Source organism: Cellulosimicrobium sp. KWT-B (assembly GCF_002127155.1).
Taxonomy (GTDB): domain Bacteria; phylum Actinomycetota; class Actinomycetes; order Actinomycetales; family Cellulomonadaceae; genus Cellulosimicrobium; species Cellulosimicrobium funkei.
Map to the genome: position 1 here is coordinate 674,939 of NZ_NEDO01000001.1, position 21,700 is coordinate 696,638.

General features: G+C 76.0%; 15 protein-coding genes. 4 read left to right on the plus strand and 11 right to left on the minus strand.

The annotated features are described in order from the left end of the window. Positions 1–3: 3 nt before the first annotated feature. Genes B9L22_RS02900 through B9L22_RS02910 form a run of 3 tightly spaced genes read right to left on the minus strand, consistent with a single transcriptional unit; the run spans position 4 to position 6,097 of the window. Positions 4–3,669: an ATP-binding protein gene (locus B9L22_RS02900; RefSeq protein WP_086149139.1), complete on the minus strand. Its 3,666-nt coding sequence runs from the start codon at positions 3,667–3,669 to the stop codon at positions 4–6. Next, complete coding sequence (locus tag B9L22_RS02905; RefSeq protein WP_198947185.1) at positions 3,669–4,424, minus strand: DUF4194 domain-containing protein; 756 nt, start codon at positions 4,422–4,424, stop codon at positions 3,669–3,671. Before B9L22_RS02905 ends, B9L22_RS02900 begins: the two co-directional genes overlap by 1 nt. Then, a complete protein-coding gene (locus tag B9L22_RS02910; RefSeq protein WP_086149140.1) occupies positions 4,421–6,097 on the minus strand; it encodes a DUF3375 domain-containing protein in 1,677 nt (558 codons plus the stop codon). The genes B9L22_RS02905 and B9L22_RS02910 overlap by 4 nt, the downstream gene beginning before the upstream one ends. A 341-nt stretch (positions 6,098–6,438) precedes the next feature. Between B9L22_RS02910 and B9L22_RS02915 the strand changes: the two genes are divergently transcribed. Further along, positions 6,439–7,137 (plus strand): vitamin K epoxide reductase family protein, encoded by a 699-nt coding sequence (locus B9L22_RS02915; RefSeq protein WP_233139643.1) that lies wholly within the window; start codon positions 6,439–6,441, stop codon positions 7,135–7,137. Positions 7,138–7,221: 84 nt separating this feature from the next. Here B9L22_RS02915 and B9L22_RS02920 read toward each other — a convergent pair whose 3' ends face one another. The 6 genes from B9L22_RS02920 to B9L22_RS02945 all read right to left on the minus strand — a co-directional run bounded on the left by B9L22_RS02920 (position 7,222) and on the right by B9L22_RS02945 (position 13,702). Continuing rightward, on the minus strand, positions 7,222–8,718 hold the full coding sequence (locus tag B9L22_RS02920; RefSeq protein ID WP_034652773.1) for a S1 family peptidase: 1,497 nt from the start codon (positions 8,716–8,718) through the stop codon (positions 7,222–7,224). Between the two features lie 117 nt (positions 8,719–8,835). Then, on the minus strand, positions 8,836–9,807 hold the full coding sequence (locus B9L22_RS02925; RefSeq protein WP_086149141.1) for a LysR family transcriptional regulator: 972 nt from the start codon (positions 9,805–9,807) through the stop codon (positions 8,836–8,838). 42 nt (positions 9,808–9,849) lie between these two features. Beyond that, positions 9,850–11,538 (minus strand): methyltransferase, encoded by a 1,689-nt coding sequence (locus B9L22_RS02930; RefSeq protein ID WP_086149142.1) that lies wholly within the window; start codon positions 11,536–11,538, stop codon positions 9,850–9,852. Positions 11,539–11,648: 110 nt separating this feature from the next. Next, positions 11,649–12,179, minus strand: a complete 531-nt coding sequence (locus B9L22_RS02935) for a hypothetical protein (protein ID WP_137279693.1) — start codon at positions 12,177–12,179, stop codon at positions 11,649–11,651. A 108-nt stretch (positions 12,180–12,287) separates the two neighbouring features. Then, on the minus strand, positions 12,288–12,908 hold the full coding sequence (locus B9L22_RS19895) for a hypothetical protein (RefSeq protein WP_158097132.1): 621 nt from the start codon (positions 12,906–12,908) through the stop codon (positions 12,288–12,290). 83 nt (positions 12,909–12,991) lie between these two features. Then, on the minus strand, positions 12,992–13,702 hold the full coding sequence (locus tag B9L22_RS02945) for a DUF981 family protein (protein ID WP_021482095.1): 711 nt from the start codon (positions 13,700–13,702) through the stop codon (positions 12,992–12,994). A 95-nt stretch (positions 13,703–13,797) separates the two neighbouring features. Here B9L22_RS02945 and B9L22_RS02950 point away from each other — a divergent pair, with 95 nt between their 5' ends. Together B9L22_RS02950 and B9L22_RS02955 are read left to right on the plus strand one after the other, a co-directional pair. Continuing rightward, on the plus strand, positions 13,798–14,433 hold the full coding sequence (locus B9L22_RS02950) for a TetR/AcrR family transcriptional regulator (protein ID WP_086149145.1): 636 nt from the start codon (positions 13,798–13,800) through the stop codon (positions 14,431–14,433). Between the two features lie 121 nt (positions 14,434–14,554). Further along, complete coding sequence (locus B9L22_RS02955; RefSeq protein WP_233139646.1) at positions 14,555–16,852, plus strand: glycoside hydrolase family 3 N-terminal domain-containing protein; 2,298 nt, start codon at positions 14,555–14,557, stop codon at positions 16,850–16,852. 66 nt (positions 16,853–16,918) lie between these two features. On the opposite strand, the gene B9L22_RS02960 is transcribed toward B9L22_RS02955, so the two are convergent. Both B9L22_RS02960 and B9L22_RS02965 read right to left on the minus strand, forming a co-directional pair. Next, a complete protein-coding gene (locus B9L22_RS02960) occupies positions 16,919–19,234 on the minus strand; it encodes a sodium-translocating pyrophosphatase (protein WP_086149146.1) in 2,316 nt (771 codons plus the stop codon). A 142-nt stretch (positions 19,235–19,376) separates the two neighbouring features. Further along, positions 19,377–20,156, minus strand: coding sequence for an alpha/beta fold hydrolase (locus B9L22_RS02965; protein ID WP_086149147.1), 780 nt, complete (start codon positions 20,154–20,156; stop codon positions 19,377–19,379). Positions 20,157–20,223: 67 nt separating this feature from the next. Between B9L22_RS02965 and B9L22_RS02970 the strand changes: the two genes are divergently transcribed. Further along, the gene (locus B9L22_RS02970; protein ID WP_369824784.1) at positions 20,224–21,615 is read left to right on the plus strand and encodes a M18 family aminopeptidase; all 1,392 of its coding nucleotides are present in this window, start codon (positions 20,224–20,226) and stop codon (positions 21,613–21,615) included. Positions 21,616–21,700: the final 85 nt, after the last annotated feature.

A 21,700-nucleotide genomic window follows, 5' to 3' on the forward strand; every position in this document is an offset into this window, starting at 1 on the left:
GCGCTACGTCGTCACGCTCTCCGGCACGGGCTCGGGCACCGGCTCGACCGCGGGCTCGGCACCGCCGTCCGACGGCACCGCGCCGCCCTCCGACGGCGCGGCGTCGCCCTCCCGGCGGCCCTCGCGGTACGCGGCGATGGACAGCGTCCGCAGGCGCGACGACCGGCCGGTGGGGTTGTCGACGAACCCGACGGCCGAGATGTACGGCTCGATGACGTGGATCTTCTGCAGCGGCGTGACGATGAGCAGCTGCAGCCCGAGGCGGCGGAACAGCTCGAGCGCGAAGCGCGTCGACTCGTCCGACCCCCGCCCGAACGCCTCGTCGATGACGACGAACCGGAACGCCGTCGACCGCACCGCGCCCCAGTCGAGCTTGAACTGGTAGGCGAGCGACGCCGCGAGCACGGTGTACGCGAGCTTCTCCTTCTGCCCGCCGGACTTCCCGCCGGAGTCGGAGTAGTGCTCGTGCTCGGAGTCGTCGGCGCGGGACCGCTCGGACGCGGAGAGCACGAACCAGTTGCGGACGTCGGTCACGCGGCGGCGCCACGCCTCGTCGAGGTCCGTCATGCCCTCGCGGCCGCGGAACCGCTCGACGAGCGCCTTGACCCGCAGGAACCGGTCCTCCGAGTACGACAGCGCGCCGTCGGCGAGCGACCCGTCGCCCTCGGCGAGCGCGCGGTCGTCCTCCGCGAGGATCCCGTCGCCGTCGGTGCACGCGCGCAGGTCCTGCTGGAACTCGCGCACCTCGAGGTTGGGCGTGCGCGACATCTCCAGACGGATGTACCGGCCCGGGTTGTAGTCGATCGCGCGGAGCGAGTCGTTGATCGTGTCGATCCGGTCGCGGATGACGTCGGCCTGCTTGGCGAGCTCGGCCGCGAAGCCCGCGATGTCGCGGATCGCGTTCGTGTTGAGGTACGCCTTGAAGTCGGCCTCGAACCGCGGGAGGTCGTCGCGCACGAGCCGGTCGTGGATCTCGCGGTAGCCGTCGGCCGACCGCACGTCCGCGTCGAGCTCCGCCGTCTCGACCGGGTACGCCGACCGGAACGAGGCCATCTGCCCCGCGATCCGCGTCCCGAGGTCCGCGCGCTCGCGCTGCGCCTGCTCGGCCTCGGCCGTGAGCCGCGAGCGCACCGCGCTCTCGACCGCGTCGAGGTCGGCCGCGCGCGTCGGGCGGTCGGCAGCGCCGCCCGGGCCCGCCGCGCCGAACCCGGCGAGCTCGCGGTCGAACTCCGCGGCGAGGGCCGCCGTCGTCTCCTCGTCGAGCGTCTCGCCCGCGCCGTCGAGCACCGCGCGCGCCCGCTCCCGCGCCGTCCGCGCCTCGTCGAGCGCGTGCCGGTCGGCGCCGAGCGTCGCGACGACGCGGTCGCGCTCCGCCTCGAGCTCCGCCTGGCGGCGCGCGTTGTCGTCGAGGAGCGCCGCGAGGCGGCCGAGCTCGTCGCTCGCCTGCTCGAGCCGCCGCTTCTCCTCGGCGAGCTCGGCGATGCGCGCCGTCTCGGCCCCGCGGTCGAGCTCGTCCCAGTCGCGGTAGACGTCGAGCCGCCCGAGCGCTGCGGAACGGGCCTGGAGGGCCTCGCGCGTGGCGGCTGCCTCGTCCCGACGCCGTGCGAGCGCGTCGCGACGCGCCGTGACCTCGGCGGCCTGCTCGAGGAGCGCGTCAATCTTCGCCTGGGTCGACCAGCCCAGCACGTAGCCCCGGCGGTCGTCGACCGCGCGCGTGTCGTTCTTCTCGTGGTGGTCCGGCGAGTGCTTGACCTGGCCGGCCCGCGTGATCGCGCGCGGGAGCCGGCGGAACGCGTCGAGGTCCGGCGCGCACGCGTGGTCGGCGCGGCGCTCGAGCTCGGCCTCGACCCACGCCGTGAGGGTCGGCGCGTCGTCGAGGCGGCGCACGTCGAGCAGGTCGGCGAGGAGCGGCACGCCGTCCTCGCGCGGCGCCGGCCGGGCGGCGGAGACGCGCTCGGGCACCCGGTGGTAGACGAGCCGCAGCCCGAGGTGCTCGCGGTCGACCCACGCGGACACCGCGTCGTAGTGCGCCGCCGGCACGAGGAGCGAGAGCGCGAAGCCGCGCAGCACGCGCTCGGCCGCACCCTCCCAGTCGGCGTGCTCGGGGCGGACGGCGAGCAGCTCGCCCACGAAGGGGACGTCGCCCGGCGCGAGCCCGACGCCGTCGCACAGCCGGTCCCGGACCTCCAGGTGAGTGCGCGGCAGGTTGGACCGGCGGTCGGCGAGGCTCGCGAGCTCGGCCTTGACGTCGGCGGTCTCCTGCTCGACGGCGCGCACCTGCGCCGCGACCTCGCTCGCCTGCTCCTCGGCCCGGGCGAGGTCGTCGCGCACGCGCACGGCGGCGTCGTCGGCCGCGCGCCGCAGCGCCGCGAACGCCTCGGCGTCGACGAGCGCGGCGGCCACCGCGCCCGCGGTGGCGCCCTGCCCCGGCCCCGCCGGGCCGGAGTCCCCCGCCGCGGCGTCGGCGCCGTCCGGGGCGCCGAGCGTCAGGCCGGCCGCCGCCGCGTAGCCGGCGAGCTGGGCGACGCGGCGCTCGCGCGCGGCGCGCTCGACCTCGCGGCGCGCGACCTCGCCCTCGATCGCGGCGAGCCGGTCGCCGCCGTGGCCCGCGCGCTCGAGCTCGAGCCGCTGCCGCTCGGCGCCGAGCAGCCCCAGCTCGTCGACGACGCGGCGGCGGCGGGCCTCGCCGTCGGCCACGCGCTCGTCGAGGGCGGCGGTGAGGCCGTCGAGGTCCGCCACGCGGCGCGACGCGGTGAACGCGCGCAGGGCGTCGCGGCGCGCGACGAGCGCCTCGGCCCGCTCCCCGAGCGCGTCGTGCGCGTCGCAGTCCGCGAGCAGGGGCGCGAGCCGCTCGATCTGCGCGGTCGCCCGCACGACGGCGTCGTGCGCGCTCGTCAGGTCGTCGAAGTGCGCGACGAGCCGGTCCGTCCAGCGGTCGGCGTCGAACGGCTCGAGCATGTGCTCGCGCACGAACTCGCCGAGGTCGCCGACCGACTTCATCGACACCGTCTGGTGGAACAGGTCCATCGCCTGCTCCGACGGGATGCCGAGCAGGCGGCGGAAGTCGCGCCCGTAGTCGGGGAAGTGGTCGCGCACCTGCGCGCCGGACTCGCGCAGGCGGCGGCGCAGCGCCGTGACGTCGCCGCCGAAGCCCGCGAAGTCCTCGGTGATCGTCAGCGGGCGGTCCACCGTGACGAAGAAGCGGTCCGGCTGGCCCGCCTGGCCCGGGGCGAGCCAGAACACCTGCGCGAGCGTGACCTCCTGGTCGAACCCGCGGTTCGAGAACCGCCCCAGCACGACCGAGTACGTGCCGCGCTCGCGCAGGCCCACGTGGCGCGTCGTGCCCGTCGCCTCGTCGCGCTCGGACTTGTAGTGCCCCGCGACGTACGACCGCAGCGACCGCTCGCGCGCCCCCGCCCCGGCGGCCTTGTTGTACGAGATCCGGTGCGACGGCACGAGCAGCGTCGTCACCGCGTCGACGATGGTCGACTTGCCCGAGCCGATGTCGCCGGTCAGCAGGGCGTTGCGACCGTCGAGGTCGAACGCCCACACGCGCTGGTCGAACGTGCCCCAGTTGAGCACCTCGAGCCGTTCGAGCCGGAACCCGGCGCGCGCGTCGAGGTCGGCCGCCGGGTCGTGCAGCTCGACCGCGCTGAACAGGCCCTCCATCACGCCACCGTCCTCGTCGTCGTGCCCGCCGTACCCGTCGCCAGGCCAGTCCCCGCGCCCGCCGCTCCGGTGCGCGTCCCCGCCCCCGGGCCGCCGCCCTCGGCGGCGAGCTCCAGGTACTGCGCGAGGCGCGCGTCGAAGTCCGCGAGCCACTGGGCATCGACGAACGCCTTGAGGATGCGGCGCACCTCGTACCGCCGGGCCTCCGCGTCGGCCGGGTCGCCGGGGTCCCCCGGCGCGCCGGCGTCGGGCCCGTCCGGGTCCGGGCGCCCTGCCGGGCGCAGGAAGCCGAGCTCCACGACGCGCCGCACGAGCGCGTCCACCCGGTCCACGAGCCGTGCCTCGTTCGCCGCGGCGCCCGCGTCCTGGGTGAGGAAGACCCGCAGCAGGTCGACGATCTCCGAGCGCGTGAGCACGAGGCGCGTCTCGCCGCCCTCCGAGTCCGCCTGCGCGAGCCGCTTGCGCAGCAGGGCGAGCAGCAGGCTGACGTCGAACGGCAGCTCGCGGCGCGGGATCAGCCGCGGCACGCGCTCGTCGCGCTCGTGCTCGGGCTGGGAGCGCAGGTAGGCGTAGCCGTCGCCCTCGTCGACGACGACCTGCAGCCCGAGCATCGCGACGGCGTCGCGCACCTGCGCCTCGCGGGCGAGCAGGTCGCGCCACAGCGCCTCGCCGGACTCGCGGTAGACGACGCCCTTGAGCAGCGACGTCACGACGACGGACAGCTCCGGGTCGCGCGCGGTGCGGGTCGTGCTCACGGGGTCTCCTCCGGGCTCGGGTCGGGGGCGGCGTCGGGTCGTGCGTCAGGTCGTGCGGCAGGGGGCCCGCCGGGCGGGGAGCCGCTCGTCCGCCGCGCGTACGTGACGCGCGGCAGGCGCGCGACGCGCACCACCGGGTCGGGTGCGCCGTCCTCGGCGACGGGCCCTGCCGGGGCCTCGCCCTCCCAGCGCACCTCGTCGGTGCGCTCGTCGTCGTGCACGACGACGAACCGCGGGTCCTCGAGCGACAGGTACGTCACGAGCTCGGCCAGCCCGTGCTCGAGCGGGGCCTCGGCGAGCAGGTCCGCGAGCGCGACCTCCCCCGGGCCGCCGGGCCGCGAGAGCGTCGCGCGGACCGTGCGCGCGAGGCGCTCCGGGTCGACGTGCACCTGGTCGTAGAGCGCGTCGACCTCGAAGTCGTCGTCGCCGACCTCGACGTGGTCGGAGTCGAGGCGCGCCGTGGGGCGCGGCGTGAAGAGCGGCCGCTCCGTCGGCAGCACGACCTCGGGCGCGACGGCGTCCACCGGCATCCCCGGCGGCGCACCGGCGCGGCCTGCCGCGCGGGCGACGTCGCGCGCGGCGAGCGCCTTCGCCTCGACGCCGCGCAGGATGTCCATGACCCGCCGGTTCTCGAGCCACACCTGGTCGTCGAGGAAGCGGCGGAGCTGCTCGGAGAGGGTCCGCACGGTCGCCTGGGTCCGCTCGCCGGCGTCGAGCCAGTCGTAGTGGACGCGGCGCAGGCGCCGGTGCTCCTGCTCCCGGGCCGCGGCCTGCGCGGCGGCGTCCACGGCCGGGCCCGGCGTCCCGGGGGCCGGCCGGACGACGTCGGGCGCGATCGCGTCGAGGGACTGCACGCGCTCGACGAGCGCGGCGAACTCCTCCTGGCGGCGCCGGTCGAGGAGGAAGTCGTAGAACGCGTGGAACGACCGCCCCTGGTCCGACTCCGCGATGGCCGTGCGCGACCGCACGACCTCCTCGAGCAGCTCGCCCTTCGCGCCGTCCCACCCCGTGATGCGCTCGCGCAGCTCCCGGTCGAGGGAGCGGAAGTTCGCCTCGACCTCGCGGAAGTCGGAGAGCAGGTCGGCCGCCGTCTGGGTGAGCTGCTGGTAGCGGTCGCGCTGCGCCGCCGCGTCGAGGACGGCGACGCGCCCCGCGCGGACCTGGGCGATCTCGTCGTCGATGGCGGCACGGCGCTCCTCGAGCTCGCGCAGCCGCTCGGCCGGGTCGGTCTGCGTGCCGACGGCGAGCTGGCGCAGCAGCTCGAAGACGGTGTTGAGCCGCGACTCGGTGCCGACGAACCCGCGCCCGCGCAGCGACGCGACCCAGCGCACGGCCTGCTCGACGGCGGGCGTCGCGTCGTAGTGCGGCTCGGCCGAGCCGGGCGGGTACCAGGCGCGCAGCCAGCCCTGGTCCGGGTGCGTCCAGTGGTCGACGTACGCCTGCGGGGCGCGCGGGTACCGCGGCTCCGTGCCGGAGGCCCGCGCGGCCCGGCCGTCGACGGCCCACAGGTGGTCGTCGAGGCGCGCGACGAGCTCGCTCTCCGGGATGGCGCGCACGTTGTCCTCGACGAAGAGCGTGCCGAGGAACGAGAGCACGAGCGGCGCCGTGTCCGCGCGCAGGAGCCGCCACGCCGCGCTCGACCGTCGCAGGGAGTCGACGTCGTCGTGCTGCACGCAGGTCCTCTCGGGCGGGGCGGGTCGGTGCCCGGCGCGGCGGCCAGGGCGCGCCACGCGAGGGGGCGCCCCCAGATCTTAGGGCGGACCGCCCCCACCGCCCCCACGACCCACCGCGAGGCCGCCCTCCCGCCGGGCTCGGCGGACGCCCGACCGGTCGCCCGGGACCGCCCGAGAAGCGCCCCGGATCCGGGACCATGGTCCCTGTCGGCCCCGCCGCGCACGTTCGTACGCTGGGTGCGGCGCCGGGCCGGCAGCGCGCCCACCCTGCCGGCCGGCGCCACCTTCTGCCCCGCCCGCCGGACCTCTCCGGCGGGGCCCCGCGGACCCGAGGACCGCCCGTGACCGGAACGACCACCGCGCTCGCGGACGACGCCCGCTCGCCCGGCCCGACGGCGTGGGGCACCACGCCGGACGCGGGCTTCGACCCCTTCGCCCGGCCCACCGGCTGGACCCACTCCCGCGGCGTGCTGTTCGGCGAGATGCTCCTGTTCGGGCTGCTGAGCCTCACCGCGGCGTTCGTGCTGTCGTACGACGCCGTCCTCCTCGCCGGGGACCCCGGCGCGGTGCTGTCGTGCGACGTCAACACCGTGCTGTCGTGCGGGACGGTCGCGCAGTCGTGGCAGGCGCAGGTGTTCGGCTTCCCCAACGCGTTCCTCGGGCTGATCGCGGAGCCGATCGTCATCACGACGGCGGTCGCGGCGCTCGGCGGGACCCGCTTCCCGCGGTGGTTCCTCTTCGCCGCGCAGTGCGTGTACCTGCTCGGGGTCGTGTTCGCGTACTGGCTCTTCTACCAGTCGATGTTCGTCATCGGGGCGCTGTGCCCGTGGTGCCTGCTCATCACGGTCTCCACGACGCTCGTGTTCGCGTCGCTCCTGCACTGGAACGTCCTGGAGGACAACCTCTACCTGCCGCGCGGCGCCCAGGCGCGCCTGCTCGGGTTCGTGCGGTCGGGGGCGTACGGCTACCTCGTCGCGGCGTGGCTCGTGGGCCTCGCCGCCCTCGTGCTGCTCAAGTACGGCCCGGCGCTGCTGGCCTGACGGCCCACGCGGCCGAGCACGAGGCTGCTCCCGGGAAGCGGACGGGAACGACGGCGACCTCGTGCTCGGCGCGCGGCAGGCGGGTCAGGGCGTCGTCGCCCCCAGCGTGTAGGCGCCCGAGCCGGAGTACGCCTGGACGACGAACCGGTAGTAGCCCGCGGCCCCCGAGTAGGAGACGGACTCGTTCGCGCCCGGGGAGGTCGACTGCGCGACCGTCGCCCACGTCGACCCGTTCCAGCGCTGGAGGTAGAGGTCGAAGTCGGCACCGCTCGGACCGCTCACGCACGCGCGGTGCGTCCCGGCGGCCCCGGCCGTGTAGTACGACCCGTTGGGCTGGACCGCCGTCGTGCCCGCGGCGAGCGACCCGGTGTACGTGCGGGCGTAGCCGCTGCAGCCCGTCGGGGGCTGCGGCGTGCCGCCCCCGCCGTCGCTCGTGACGAGGGTCAGGCCGTACGCCGAGAGGATCTCGCCCACCGGCTGGAAGTACGTCGTCCCGCCGGAGCTGCAGTTCCCGGACCCGCCGGACGTCACGCCCTGCGCCTGGTTGCCCGCGAGGAGCGAGCCGCCGGAGTCGCCGGGCTCGGCGCACACCGTCGTGCGGATGAGGCCCGTGACGGTCCCCTGCGGGTAGGTGACGGACGCGTTGTACGCCTGGACGGTGCCGCAGTGCCAGCCGGTGGTCGAGCCCGAGCGGCAGACGGAGGCCCCGACCGGCGCCTGCGTCGCGCCCGCGACCGCGACGCGGCCGCCAGCGTAGTTGTTCACCGCGCCGACGGGCGTGTTGCCCGCGTCGACCTGGACCCACGCGTAGTCGTTGCCCGGGAAGCTCGACCCGCGGAACGTGCCCGCCGGCCCGGACGTGCGCGCGCCGGTCGAGCCGCAGTGCCCGGCGGTGACGAACCCGCCCTGGACCGCGAACCCGACGGAGCACCGGCTGCCGCCGCCGATCGTGTACGCGTTGCCGCCCACGACGTCGATCAGCGGCCGCGGGGACTCCGTCGTCTCCTCGTACGCGACCGCGTCGGCGGGGACGCCCGCGGCGGCGACCTGCGCGGCGACGTCGGCCTGGCCGCCCTCGCGCACCGAGACGACGACGCGGTTGCGCGTCACGTCGACGTACCAGCCCGGCAGCGCCGCCGGGTCGTCGGCGAGCGCGCCGTCGAGCGTCGCGCGCCAGGTCTCGAGGTCGGCGAGCGTGTGGTCGACGTCGACCGCGGTGGCGCCCTCGGCGCGCACCGTGCGCGCGTCGGCGGCGTCGGTGACGCCGACGTAGAGGACGTTCGCGGCGTCGTCGACCCACGCGCCCGCGTAGTCGGCGCCGAGGCGCCGCTCGAGCGCGGCCTCGGTGCCCGCCGCGTCGGACTGGAAGGCGAGGCGCGTCCGTGCGTCCCGCGCGCTGAGGCCCAGGTCGCGCTCCAGCGCGCGCTCCAGGCCGGGGGCCGTCTTGGGGACCGCGCGCACCGTCGCGCGCTGGTCGTCGGGTGCGGGCGTGGCGGCGACGGCGTGCGTCGCGGCCCCGCCCGCCAGGAGCGTCGCCGCGGCGGTGACCGCGGCGAGCCTCCTGCGGAGTGGTCGTGTCATGTCGTCCATTCCCTTCGCCGGGCCCGGGTGGCCCGGTCGAGGCCACGCTAGAGACACGTCCAGGGCGCGCCCAGATCACGATCAGGTCATACGCGGGCGCTATGTGCGGGCTCGCCCCTACGCGGTCTCCACCGGGTGCTCGGCGCGCCACCGCCGGTAGCGGGGCGAGCGCTGGACGGCGTCGCGGTGCGCACCCGTCGCGGCCCGCAGGACCGCGTCGACCGGGAGGCGGTCGACGGCGTCGCGCCGCCACCCCACGTGGTGCGTCCAGCGCAGCGGGGCGCCCTCGAGCGCGACGGTCCGCACGCCCGGGGCGTCGAGGAGCACGGGCTGGACGAGCGCGACCGCGTGCCCGCCGCGCACCTGGTCGATGCACGACGTGCGGTCCGACTCCCCCATCGCGCGCGGCGTGAAGCCCGCCCGCGCGCACGCCCCGACGAAGCAGCGCTCGAAGCACCCGCTCCCGGGTGCCGTGAGCCACAGCGCGTCGGCGAGCTCGCCCAGCCCGACGGCGTCGCGCCCCGCGACGGGGTGGTACTCGTCGACGAGCACGAACACCGGGTCGGTGGACACCGCCGTCCACACCAGGCCCCCGGCCGCGGGCGGGGACGCGTCCCCGCACATGCCGACGAGCGCGACGTCGAGCGTCCCGCTCGCGAGCCGGTCCGCGGTCTCCTCGACGGACCACGACGTCGCCGTCGTGACGAGCAGGTCGTCGACCCCCAGCGCGCCGGGCAGCGCGGTGTGCAGCCGGCTCGCGAACAGGCCGCCGATCGCGGAGCTCACCGTCCCCACGTGCACGCGGCCGACCGTGCCGTGCTCGCTCGTGAGCCGCCGGGCGTCGTCGACCAGCGCGGACATGGCGGGCAGCACGACGCGCGCGTGCCGCAGCACGAGCTCGCCGAGCTCCGTGGGCCGCGCGCCCTGGCGGTCGCGCGTGAACACGTACCCGCCGAGCGTGCGGTCGATCCGGTTGAGCTGGGCGGTGAGGGCGGGCTGCGCGAGGCCCAGCGACGCCGCCGCCTTGGTCACGCTGCCCGTCTCGGCCACCGTCACGATCATGCGCAGGTGCCGCACCTCGAGGTCCATGCCGCCCCAACGTAACGGTGCGGCCGGGGCGTGTCGCGCGCGTCAGCCCACGGGTGCGAGGAAGCCGTCGCGCACGAGCCCGCGCACGTCGGGCAGGAGCTCGCCCGCGAGGTCCTCGGCGCCGACCTCGAACAGCGCCGCGATCGCCCCCACGAGCTGCCCGACCGTCAGCTCGCCGTCGCTCGCGCCGACGAGCGCGGCGAGCCCCGTCGTCGCCCGCACGGCGCGGCCCAGACCGTCGCCCTGGCGCAGCAGGACGACCGTGGGGTCGGGCGCGCCGGGCGTGTGGAACCGCTCCTCCGTGACGTCGGGCGCGACGGCGAGCCGCTCGCCCGCGAGGGCCGCGTCGTCGCGCGCGGCGAGCCAGTCGTGCGCCGCGAGCGACGCCGCGAGGTGCGCGCCGAGCGGCTGGCGCACCGACCCGGTGTGCTCCTCGAGCCGCCGCAGCGTCGGGCGCGCGCCCGCGAGCGGACGACGCAGCGTGACGATGCCGAAGCCGACGGCCTCCACGTCGCGCGCGGCGAAGTCGTCGAGCCACGCGCCGTACGCCGCCGCCCACGCCGCGGGCTCGCGCTCGGGGGTCGTGCCGCCGTCGCGGATCCACGTCTCGGCGTACTCCGCGGGGTCGAGCACCTCGCGCTGGACCGCCCAGCCGTCGAGGCCGGCCTCGTCGAGCCACGCGCCGACGCGCTCGTCCCACGGGACGCCGCGGCGGTGCTCCCAGTTGCCGAGGAGCTGCGCCACGCCGCCGGGCTCGAGCACGGCACCGACCCCGGTCACGAGGTCGCGCACGAGGTCGTCGCCCGAGCGGCCGCCGTCGCGGTACTCGTAGTCCAGGAGCGCGCCCCCGGCGGCGCGCGGGGTGATGACGAACGGCGGGTTCGACACGACGAGGTCGAAGCGCTCGCCCGCGACCGGCTCCAGCATCGAGCCCTCGCGCAGCTCGACCCGCCCGGTCGCCGGGCCGTGGGGTGCGGCTCCGGCGGCGGGGCCCGACGCCTCGTCGAACGCCGCGTCGAGCGCCGCGTTGAACGCGGCGAAGCCGAGCGCCCGGCGCGAGATGTCCGTGCCGACGACCGCGCGCGCGTGCCGCGCGGCGTGCAGGGCCTGGATGCCGCAGCCCGTCCCGAGGTCGAGCACGCGCCCGACCGGCGTCCGGACGGTCACCTGGGCGAGGGTCAGGGACGCGCCACCCGCACCGAGCACGTGGTCCGGGGCGAGCCGGCGGCCCGTCGCGAGCTCGCCCAGGTCCGACGACAGCCACCACGTGACGGGGCCCGCGGCGTCGGTCGCCGCGTACGGCCGCAGGTCGACGAGCGCGCGCACCGCGTCGTCGTCGCCCGCGCCTGCCGCCTCGACGAGGCCCAGCCGCCGTGCGCCGTCGACCCCCGTGCGCCCGAGCGCCGCGTCGAGGGCGCGCCGGGGCACGTCGTCGCCGAGGAGGAAGAGGGCGGCGAGAGCGGCCGTGGGGTCGGCCCCCTCCCGACCGCGGTCGCGCAGCGCGCGCCGCGCCGGGACGGCCTGCTCGCGGTGCAGCGCGGCGGACGCGACGGGACCGAGCACGCGCTCGACGCCGTCGACCGTGAAGCCCGCCGCCGCGAGGTCCTCGCGCAGCGTCGCCGCGGCGGCGGCGAGGTCGGCGGGGGCGAGGCCGGCGCCGGGCGGGACGGGGCCGGGCCCGTCCGCGGCGGTGCGCGACGGCGGGCTCGGGGTGCTGGAGGCGGGAGGCATGGCTCCATCCTCACCGATCCGCGCGCGGCGGCCGAGGGCCCGCGCCGCCCCGGACGCGACGGACCCCCGGCGCGCCGAGGCGTGCCGGGGGTCCGTGGGGGACGACGTCGTCAGCAGTTCTGCGTGCCGTAGACCGCGACGTTCTGCGCCGAGGTCTGGAAGGTCTCGTCCGTCATGAGCGACGTGATCGAGGAGATGTCGGCGTTGGCCGGGTCGTCGACCGCGGTCTCGAGCGTGTCGGTGAGCTGGCGGAAGACGCCCGTGACGTTGTCCCAGTCGGTGCTGATCTCGGCCGGGGCCTCGGCGGCCTCGAGCGACGCCGTGAACGTCTCGAACTGCGTCACGGCGGCGGCCGGGTCGCTCGTGTCGATCGAGCTCAGGGTCGTCTGGGCGTCGAGCAGGGCGTCGTAGGCGGTGCAGAAGTCGCCCGACGCCTCGGTGTCGCCGGACTCCTCCTCGGCGGGCTCCTCGGACGGGGTGGTCTCCTCCTCGGCCGACGTGCTGGTCTCCTCCGCCGGCGTGGTCTCGGAGTCGGTGCTCGCGTCGTCGCCGGAGCCACCGCAGGCGGCCAGGCCGAGCACGAGGAGGGCGCTCGTCGCGAGGGCGGTCGTGGTCTTGGTGATCGTCAGTCGGGTGCGCATGACGACCATGGTTTCCCACGGACGCGCGTCGCGCGCCCTCAAAGCCTCGAAGTGGGGACCGCTCCCCATGTGGCCATCGCCACGGGGTGAAGTTCCGGCGGGTGCCGGTCAGCGCGCGCAGCCGGCCCGGAAGTACTCGGTGACGGCCCGGGACGACGACGTGAGCGCCGCCGTGTCGATCCGGCGCCCCACGCGGTCGATCGCCCGCGACAGCTCGCCCGTGTCCCGCGTGCCGGTGGCCTCGACCTCGTCCGCGATCATCGTGAGGTAGGTCGTGACGACGGCCCAGTCGCGCGCGACCGCCGCGGGCGGGGTGGCCCCGGCGAGCGTGTCGCGGGCGGTGGTGAACCCCTCGACGAGGGCCTCGGGGTGGTCGACCGTGAGGTTGACCTGCGCCTTGGCCGCCGCGCCCCACGCGACCTCCGCCTCCCGGCACGCCGGGTCGACGGCGCCCGCCCCCGGGTCCGTGCCGTCGTCGGGCGCGGTGGTCGCGGCGAGGTCCGTCTCGGCAGGGTCCGTGCCGCCGGCGGGTGCCGCGCCGTCGTCCGCGTCGTCCCCGGCACCCGGGGACGACGCCGCGGGTGCGGCGGGCGGGGGCGGTGCGGCGGCGGGTGCTGCGCCCGGGAGTGACACGACGTCGAACGCCCCGCTCGCGACGACGGCGAGGCACAGCCCGGCGACGACGGCGAGGACCGCGGCGTGGGCCACGGCGCGCACCGGTGATTGCATGGCCCCTATGATGACGCCTCCCGCGAGCGCGAAGAACCCCGCGGGCCTGGTCGGCCGGCGGGGTCCTCGGGGTCGCCGCGGCGTCAGCCCATCGTGTTGACGATGAGGCCGATGTGGGTGAAGAAGTTCATCGCGCCGAACAGCAGGAACGCGACGCCGGACAGGCCCCAGGCCCACCCGATGACGACCCGCACGACGCGGCGCCCGGAGCGGACCGCGAACGGGAAGAGGATCGCGCCGACGCCCACGAGCGCGATGAGCCCGGACATGAAGATCGCCTCGACGAGCGGGTAGGCGGCGAACGCGCCCGAGATCGGCTCCTCCGGCGGCGCGGCGAAGAGCTGGTACGTCACGCCGGCGATCGCGATGGCGACGAGGCCGAGGCCCATGCCGAGCACGAACACCGACACGGGGCGCGCGACGGCCTGCAGGTGCTCGGTGGCGTCGGCCCGCTCGAGCGCGGCGCGGCCGCGCGTCCAGAGGTAGAACGCGGCGGCGAGGAGCAGCACGCCGAACGCGAGGCTCGTCTCGCCGAAGATGATGTTGTCGAACGGGAAGCCGCCCGCGGCGAGCGGCCACGTGAGCGTCATGTGCAGCCCGGTCGCCGTGAGGATCGTGCCCAGCACGCCGAACGCGAGCGACCAGCCCTCCACGACGATCTTCCCGGGCGCCCGCAGCAGCTCGCGGCCGAGCATGACCAGCAGGATCAGCCCGGCGCCGACGGCGACGGACATCACGGTGTTGTAGGTGGGCATCTGCGCCCAGTCGATGACGAGCCCCTCGGCGGCGACCATCCTTCTCCACTCCTCGTTCGTTCCACGGGCCGCGCTCGCGGTCCGAGGGCGATAACCATACGCGCGTATAGGTTATTCCTCACTACGATGGCCGCGTGGACGACGCTGCGGGTGCCCGGGACCGGTCGGCGGCGAGCGGCGCGCGGGGCGCACGCACCACGGTCCAGGGGCGCAGCGCGGAGCGGCAGCGCGCGATGGTCGACGCCGCCGCGCACCTGCTCATCGACCAGGGCTTCGCCGCCGTGACCCACCGGCAGGTCGCGCGCGCCGCGGGCGTGCCGCAGGGGTCGGCCTCGTACTACTTCCCGACGAGCGCCTCGCTCGTCGCCGCCGCCGTCGAGGCGGCGGAGGACGTGCGCGCGACGGCCGCGCAGGAGCACGCCGACGCCCTCGCCCGCCGGCGCCGCTCGAGCACCGCGACGGCGCGCGAGCTCATCGAGACGCTGTACGCCCCGCACGTGGACGACTCGGTGGTCGACGTGCGCCTCGACCCCATGCTCACGGCCATGCGGGACCCGGCGCTGCGGCCGATCATGCGCGCGTCGCGCCCGCGCCTGCTGGCCGCCGCGCGGACGGTGCTCGACGCGTCGGGCCACGGGCACGTGACGGACACCGACCTCGTCGCGCACGTCGTGGACGCGGCGCTGCTCTCGGGTGCCGCCGCGGAGGACGGTCACGTGCTCGACCACGCGACGCGGACCGTCGCCCGCTTCCTCGACCACTGGCGCTGAGTCCAAACTTACTGACCAGTTACTTGGTTTCCGGTAGAGTGACGGCGCCCGGTCCGCCGACGCCGTGCCCGCACCCGCGGCACCGCCGGGCGCCGTCGCCGCCGCCGTGGAAGGACCGTCCGTGAGCACCCTGCCCTACCTCGACCCCGCCGTGCCCGTGGCCGACCGCGTCGAGGACCTCCTCGCCCGCATGACGCTGCCCGAGAAGGTCGGCCAGATGCTCCAGCTCGACGCGCGCGACGGCGTCGGCCCCGCGGTGCTCGAGAAGCACGCGGGCTCGCTGCTGCACACCTCGCCGGAGAACGTCCTCGCCGCGCACGAGCTCACCGGGCGGACGCGGCTGCGCATCCCCCTGCTGCTCGCCGAGGACTGCATCCACGGCCACTCGTTCTGGGTCGGCGCGACGATCTTCCCCACGCAGCTCGGCATGGCCGCGACGTGGGACCCCGCGCTCGTGGAGCAGGTCGCGCGCGCGACCGCGGTCGAGGTCGCCGCGACCGGCGTCCACTGGACCTTCTCCCCCGTGCTCTGCATCGCGCGCGACCTGCGCTGGGGCCGCGTCGACGAGACGTTCGGCGAGGACCCGTTCCTCATCGGCGAGCTCGCGTCCGCGATGGTCCGCGGCTACCAGGGCGACGGGCTGTCCGACCCGACGGGCGTCCTCGCCACGGCGAAGCACTTCGCGGGCTACTCCGAGACGCAGGGCGGGCGCGACGCGAGCGAGGCCGACATCTCGCAGCGCAAGCTCCGGTCCTGGTTCCTGCCCCCGTTCGAGCGGGTCGCGCGCGAGGGCTGCGCCACGTTCATGCTCGGCTACCAGTCCATGGACGGCGTGCCCGTCACCGTGAACGGCTGGCTGCTCGACGACGTCCTGCGCGGCGAGTGGGGGTACACCGGCACGCTCGTCACCGACTGGGACAACGTGGGCCGCATGGTCTGGGAGCAGCACATCCAGCCCGACTACGTGCACGCGTCCGCCGCGGCCGTGCGCGCCGGCAACGACATGGTCATGACGACGCCGCGCTTCTTCGAGGGCGCGCTCGAGGCGGTGGACCGCGGCCTCGTCGACGAGGCGGCGATCGACGCCGCCGTCCGGCGCATCCTCACGCTCAAGTTCCGCCTCGGCCTGTTCGAGGACCCGCGGCGGCCGGACGTCGCGCGCCAGCAGGCGGTCATCGCGTCGGCCGAGCACTCCGCGGTGAACCTCGAGGTCGCGCGCCGCTCCCTCGTGCTCCTCACCAACGACGGCACCCTCCCGTTCGCGGGCGGGCTCGCCCGCGCCGCCGGCACGCCCGACGGCCGGGCCCTCGCCCCGGCCGGGGCGCCCGCCCGGACGATCGCCGTCGTCGGCCCGAACGCGGACGACGACCACACGCAGCTCGGCGACTGGGCGGGCGCGTCGGGGCAGGCCGACTGGCTGCCCGACGGCCACCCGCGCGAGATGACGACGACCGTGCTCGACGGCTTCCGCGCGCTCGCCCCGGAGGGCTGGGCCGTGACCCACGCGCGCGGCGCCGACATCCTCACGCTCGCGCCCGACCCGGAGGGCGAGCTGTTCCCCGACGGTCAGCCGCGGCCCCAGGTCGTCGTCCCGGCCGCGCCCGACGACGCGCTGATCGCCGAGGCCGTCGCCGCCGCGCGCGACGCCGACCTCGCCGTCGCCGTGGTGGGCGACCGCATCGAGCTCGTGGGCGAGGGCCGCTCGACCGCGACGCTCGAGCTCGTCGGCGGCCAGGTCGCGCTGCTCGACGCCCTCGTCGCTACCGGCACCCCCGTGGTCGTGGTCGTCGTCGCGTCGAAGCCGCTCGTCCTGCCGCCGTCGGCGCACGCGGCAGCGGCGGTCGTCTGGGCGGCCAACCCCGGGATGCGCGGCGGCCAGGCCGTCGCCGAGCTCGTGCTCGGGCTGATCGAGCCCGAGGGCCGGCTCCCGATCTCGTTCGCGCGCCACGCGGGCCAGCAGCCGACGTACTACAACGTGGTCCGCGGCCAGCACGGCGTCCGCTACGCCGACCTCACGCAGAGCCCCGCGTTCGCGTTCGGCGAGGGCCTGAGCTACACGACCGTCGAGTACGCCGACCTGCGGGTGCTCGGCACGGAGCACGGGCCCGACGACGTCGTGCGCGCCGAGGTCACGCTGACGAACACCGGGTCGCGCCCGGTGCGCGAGACCGTCCAGGTCTACGTGAGCGACACCGTCACGTCGGTGACGTGGGCCGAGAAGGAGCTCAAGGCCTACCGCAAGGTGGACCTCGCGCCGGGCGAGTCGGCGACCGTCGGCCTCGAGGTACCCGTGGCGGACTGCACGCTCGTCGACGCGCGCGGGCGCCGCGTCGTCGAGCCGGGCGAGTTCGAGCTGCGGGTCGGGCCGTCGTCGCGCGAGGACGCGCTCCTGCGCGCGTCGTTCACCGTCGCGGGCTAGTCCCGCGCACGACGGAGGGCGCCCGGGTCGACCCGGGCGCCCTCCGTCGTCTGCGGTGGCCCGGCGTCAGGCGCCCGTCGCGACGCGCTCCCGCTCGACGGCGGACTCCTCGCGGTCGACGCGCGCCGCACGCAGCCGCGACACGATCACCGCGCCGAACGCGATGGCCGCCGCGACGACCGCGATCGCGATGCGCAGGGCGTGGTTCGCGTCCTCGGGCACGCTCATGAGCACGACCGCGGGAGCGATGAGCACCGACACGAGGTTCATCACCTTGATGAGCGGGTTGATCGCCGGGCCGGCGGTGTCCTTGAACGGGTCGCCGACCGTGTCGCCGATGACGGTCGCGGCGTGCGCCTCCGAGCCCTTGCCCCCGTACGCGCCGTCCTCGACGATCTTCTTCGCGTTGTCCCACGCGCCGCCCGAGTTGGCGAGGAACACGGCCATGAGCACGCCCGCGCCGATCGCGCCCGCGAGGAAGCCGGCCAGCGGCCCGACGCCCAGGCCGAAGCCGACGGCGATGGGCGCGAACGCGGCGAGGAGGCCGGGGGTCGCGAGCTCGCGCAGCGAGTCGCGCGTGCAGATGTCGACGACCCGGCCGTACTCGGGGCGCTCCTGGAACGTCATGATCCCGGGGTGCTCGCGGAACTGGCGACGCACCTCGAACACGATCGCCCCCGCCGCGCGCGTCACCGCGTCGATCGCGAGGCCCGAGAAGAGGAACACGGTCGCGGCGCCGAGGATCACGCCCACGAGCGTGATCGGCGAGATGATCTGGTAGTCGAGCATCGCCGTGACGAGACCGCTGCCGACGCCCTGCACGTCCGCGAGCGCGTGGCTCACGGCGTCGGCGTACGACCCGAACAGGGCGGTCGCCGCGAGGACGGCCGTCGTGATCGCGATGCCCTTGGTGATCGCCTTCGTCGTGTTGCCCACCGCGTCGAGGTCCGTGAGGATCTGCGCGGCCTCCGCGTCGCCGTCGCCGGACTCGCCGACCGACATCTCGTAGATGCCCTGGGCGTTGTCCGAGACGGGACCGAACGTGTCCATCGCGACGATGACGCCGACCGTCGTCAGCAGGCCGCACCCGGCGAGGGCGACGAGGAACAGCGCGAGCCACACCGACCCGCCCGCGAGGAGGAACAGCCCGCAGATCGCCGCGGCGATCACGCCCGCCGTGTACACGGCCGACTCGAACCCGACGCCGATGCCGGACAGCACGACCGTCGCCGCGCCCGTGCGCGAGGTGGCCGCGACGTGCAGGGTGGGCTTCGACGTCGTGCCGGTGAAGTAGCCCGTGATCCACAGGATGATGCCCGCGAGGACGATCCCGATGACGACGGCGAGGCTCGCGACGACGCGCGGGTCGGCCGCGATCCCGGACAGGTCGCCGAGGTCGGCCGTGCCGTCGAGCGCGGCGAAAGACGACGGCAGGTAGACGAACGCGGCGACGGCGGCGAGCACCGCGCCGATGAGCGCCGAGAGGTAGAACCCGCGGTAGATGGCCTTGAGACCGTTCTCCTGGCCGCGCACGCGCGTGATGAACACGCCGAGCACCGCGACGAGCGCGCCCAGGGCCGTCACGACGAGCGGGAACACGAGGCCCTCCTCGCCCATCGCCGCCTTGCCGAGGATGAGCGCCGCGACGAGCGTCACCGCGTACGACTCGAACAGGTCGGCCGCCATGCCCGCGCAGTCGCCGACGTTGTCGCCCACGTTGTCCGCGATGGTCGCGGCGTTGCGCGGGTCGTCCTCGGGGATGCCCTGCTCGACCTTGCCGACGAGGTCCGCGCCGACGTCCGCCGCCTTGGTGAAGATGCCGCCGCCGACGCGCATGAACATCGCGAGCAGCGCCGCGCCGAACCCGAAGCCCTCGAGCACCGCCGGGGCGTCGCCCTTGTAGACGAGCACGACGCCCGCGGCGCCGAGCAGGCCGAGGCCGACGACCGACATGCCGACGACGCCGCCCGTCCGGAACGCGATGCGCGCGCCCTCCGAGCGCCCGCCCGGCCGGGTCGCGGCCGACGCGACGCGCACGTTCGCGCGCACCGCGAGCCACATCCCGAGGTAGCCGATCGCCGCCGAGAACCCGGCGCCCACGAGGAACGCGACCGAGCGCCCCACGCGGATGCCGCCGTCGCCCGGCAGCAGGAACAGGAGGCCGAAGACGATCGCCGCGAACAGCGCGAGCGTGCGGAACTGGCGGCTCAGGTACGCGCCGGCGCCCTCCTGCACGGCCTGGGCGATGTCCTGCATCTTCGCCGTGCCCTCGTCCGCGGCGAGGACCTGTCTGCGCAGCACGACCGCGAAGGCGAGGGCCACGAGGGCGATCGCCGCGATGACCGCGACGATGGTGAGACTTTCCGTACCGAGCGTGAGCATCCGTCCTCCTTGACGAACCGCGCGACCGTCGCGCCGGTCCCCTGCCGGAGCGATGGGGGTGAGTCTACGCACGTGTGTCGTACGTCACGACCACTCGTGCACGACGTCACGAGCGCGCCCGGTGACGGCGCCCCGGGGCCCGTCAGCCCGGCGGTCGCGCGGCCCCTCCGCCGGTGTCCGGGGCGGGACCCGTGGCGAGGCGCGCGACGGCGTCGGGCCGGGTGAGCGGGTAGAGGTGGCCCTCGCCCGCGAGCCCGACGCACGGGACCCCGAGCCGGTCCGACAGCTCGCGCTGCGCGCGCAGGAACCGGGCGCTCGCCCGCAGGCCGGTGACGAGCAGCGGCTCGGCGCCCGCGGGCAGACGGCGGCCGTCGTCGAGCAGGTCGCGCACCCGCGGCGCCTGCTCCCAGCTCGCGAACCACTGGTGGGCGAGCAGCGTCCACGCCTCGCGCGAGCCGTAGCGGGCGCGCGCGACGTCGTGCGGGAGGCGGTCCGGGGCGCGCGTGACGACCCGGACGCCCACGCGGCGCAGGGTCGCTCCCGTCACGGCGAGGCCGCTCGCGAGCACGCCCGCCGCCGCGGTGCCGGCCCGGGCCGTGACCCGCCCCGTGTGCAGGGCCGGGAGATGGGCCTCCCACGGGCTCGTCGGGTCGAGGAGCACGAGCCGGCGGACCTCCTCCGGGTGCCGCAGCGCCCACTCGATCGCGGTGAGCCCGCCGACGGAGTGCCCGACGAGGTCCACGGGCCGCGACCCGTCGACGCCGAGACCCTTCCGCACCACGTCGACCGGTCCCGTCACGGGCACGCGCCACGCGTCGAGGACGCGGACGTCGTCGGTGCCGGTCGCGGTGCCGAGGGCGCGTGCGAGCGGGGCGAAGTCCTCGGGCGTGAGCGCCAGGCCCGGCAGGACGACCCAGGTCATGCGGACTCCCTCTCTCGCGGTGCGACCACCCTACGGAGCGCTCCTGGGCGTGCGTAGGGTGGAGCCTGTGTCGACGCCCAGCACCCCCGTGACCGACCCGACCCTCCACGACCGCGCCCTCGCCCACGCGCACGACCTCGCGACGTTCGTCGAGGCGTCCCCGTCGTCGTACCACGCGGCGCAAGAGGTCGCGCGCCGGCTCGAGGCCGTCGGCTTCGAGCGCCTGGAAGAGACCGCGGCGTGGCCGTCGGTGACCGAGGGCGACGGGCCCGCGGGCGGGCGGTACGTCGTCGTGCGCGACGGCGCGGTGATCGCCTGGGCCGTGCCCGCGGGCGCGACGGCGACCACGCCGTTCGCGATCCTCGGCGCCCACACCGACTCGCCCGGCTTCAAGCTCAAGCCGCGCCCGAGCGTCGGCCGCGAGGGCTGGTGGCAGGCGGGCGTGGAGATCTACGGCGGCCCGCTGCTCAACTCGTGGCTCGACCGCGAGCTCGAGCTCGCCGGTCGCCTCGTCACGGCCGACGGCGAGGAGCATCTCGTGCGCACGGGCCCCCTGCTGCGCATCCCGCAGCTCGCGATCCACCTCGACCGCGCCGCGAACGACGGGCTCACGCTCGACAAGCAGCAGCACACGCAGCCCGTGTGGGGGCTCGCGTCGGCGTCCGGTCCGGCCGGGTCCGACGTCGCGGGCGCGCCGCACGGGACGAGCGGCGGGGACGTGCTCGCCGAGCTCGCGCACCACGCGGGCGTGCGGGCGAGCGAGGTCGCCGGGTACGACGTCGTGGTCGCCGACACCCAGTCGCCCCGCGTGTTCGGCGCGCACGGCGCGTTCCTCGCGTCCGGGCGGCTCGACAACCTGCTGTCGGTGCACGCCGGCCTCGTCGCGCTGCTCGAGGTCGCGGGCACGCCCGACCGGCCCGTCGAGGGCGCCACGATCCCCGTGCTCGCCGCGTTCGACCACGAGGAGATCGGGTCGGAGTCGCGCTCCGGCGCGTCGGGCCCGTTCCTCGCGGACGTGCTCGACCGGGTCGCGGCCGGCCTCGGCGCGACGGACGAGGAGCGGCACCGCCAGCTCGCGGGGTCGCTGTGCGTGTCGAGCGACGTCGGCCACTCGGTGCACCCGAACTACCCGGAGCGGCACGACCCCGCGAACCGGCCCCTCGCGGGCGGCGGTCCGATCCTCAAGATCAACGCGAACCAGCGCTACACGACCGACGCGCACGGCGCCGCGGCGTGGGCGCGCGCCTGCGCCCGGGCCGGGGTGCCGAGCCAGGAGTTCGTCTCGAAGAACACCGTGCCGTGCGGCTCGACCATCGGACCGCTCACCGCGACCCGCCTCGGCATCCGCACGGTCGACGTCGGGGTCCCCATCCTCTCGATGCACTCCGCGCGCGAGCTCACCGCCGTCGTGGACCCGTGGTACCTCTCGCGTGCCGCGGTCGAGATCTTCCGCGGCTGAGTCTCCCCCTCTCCCCCCGCGGCCGAGCATGTGGTTGCGGACCGTGCCGAGCGCCGGACGGGCGACGACCGCATGTTCGGGACCT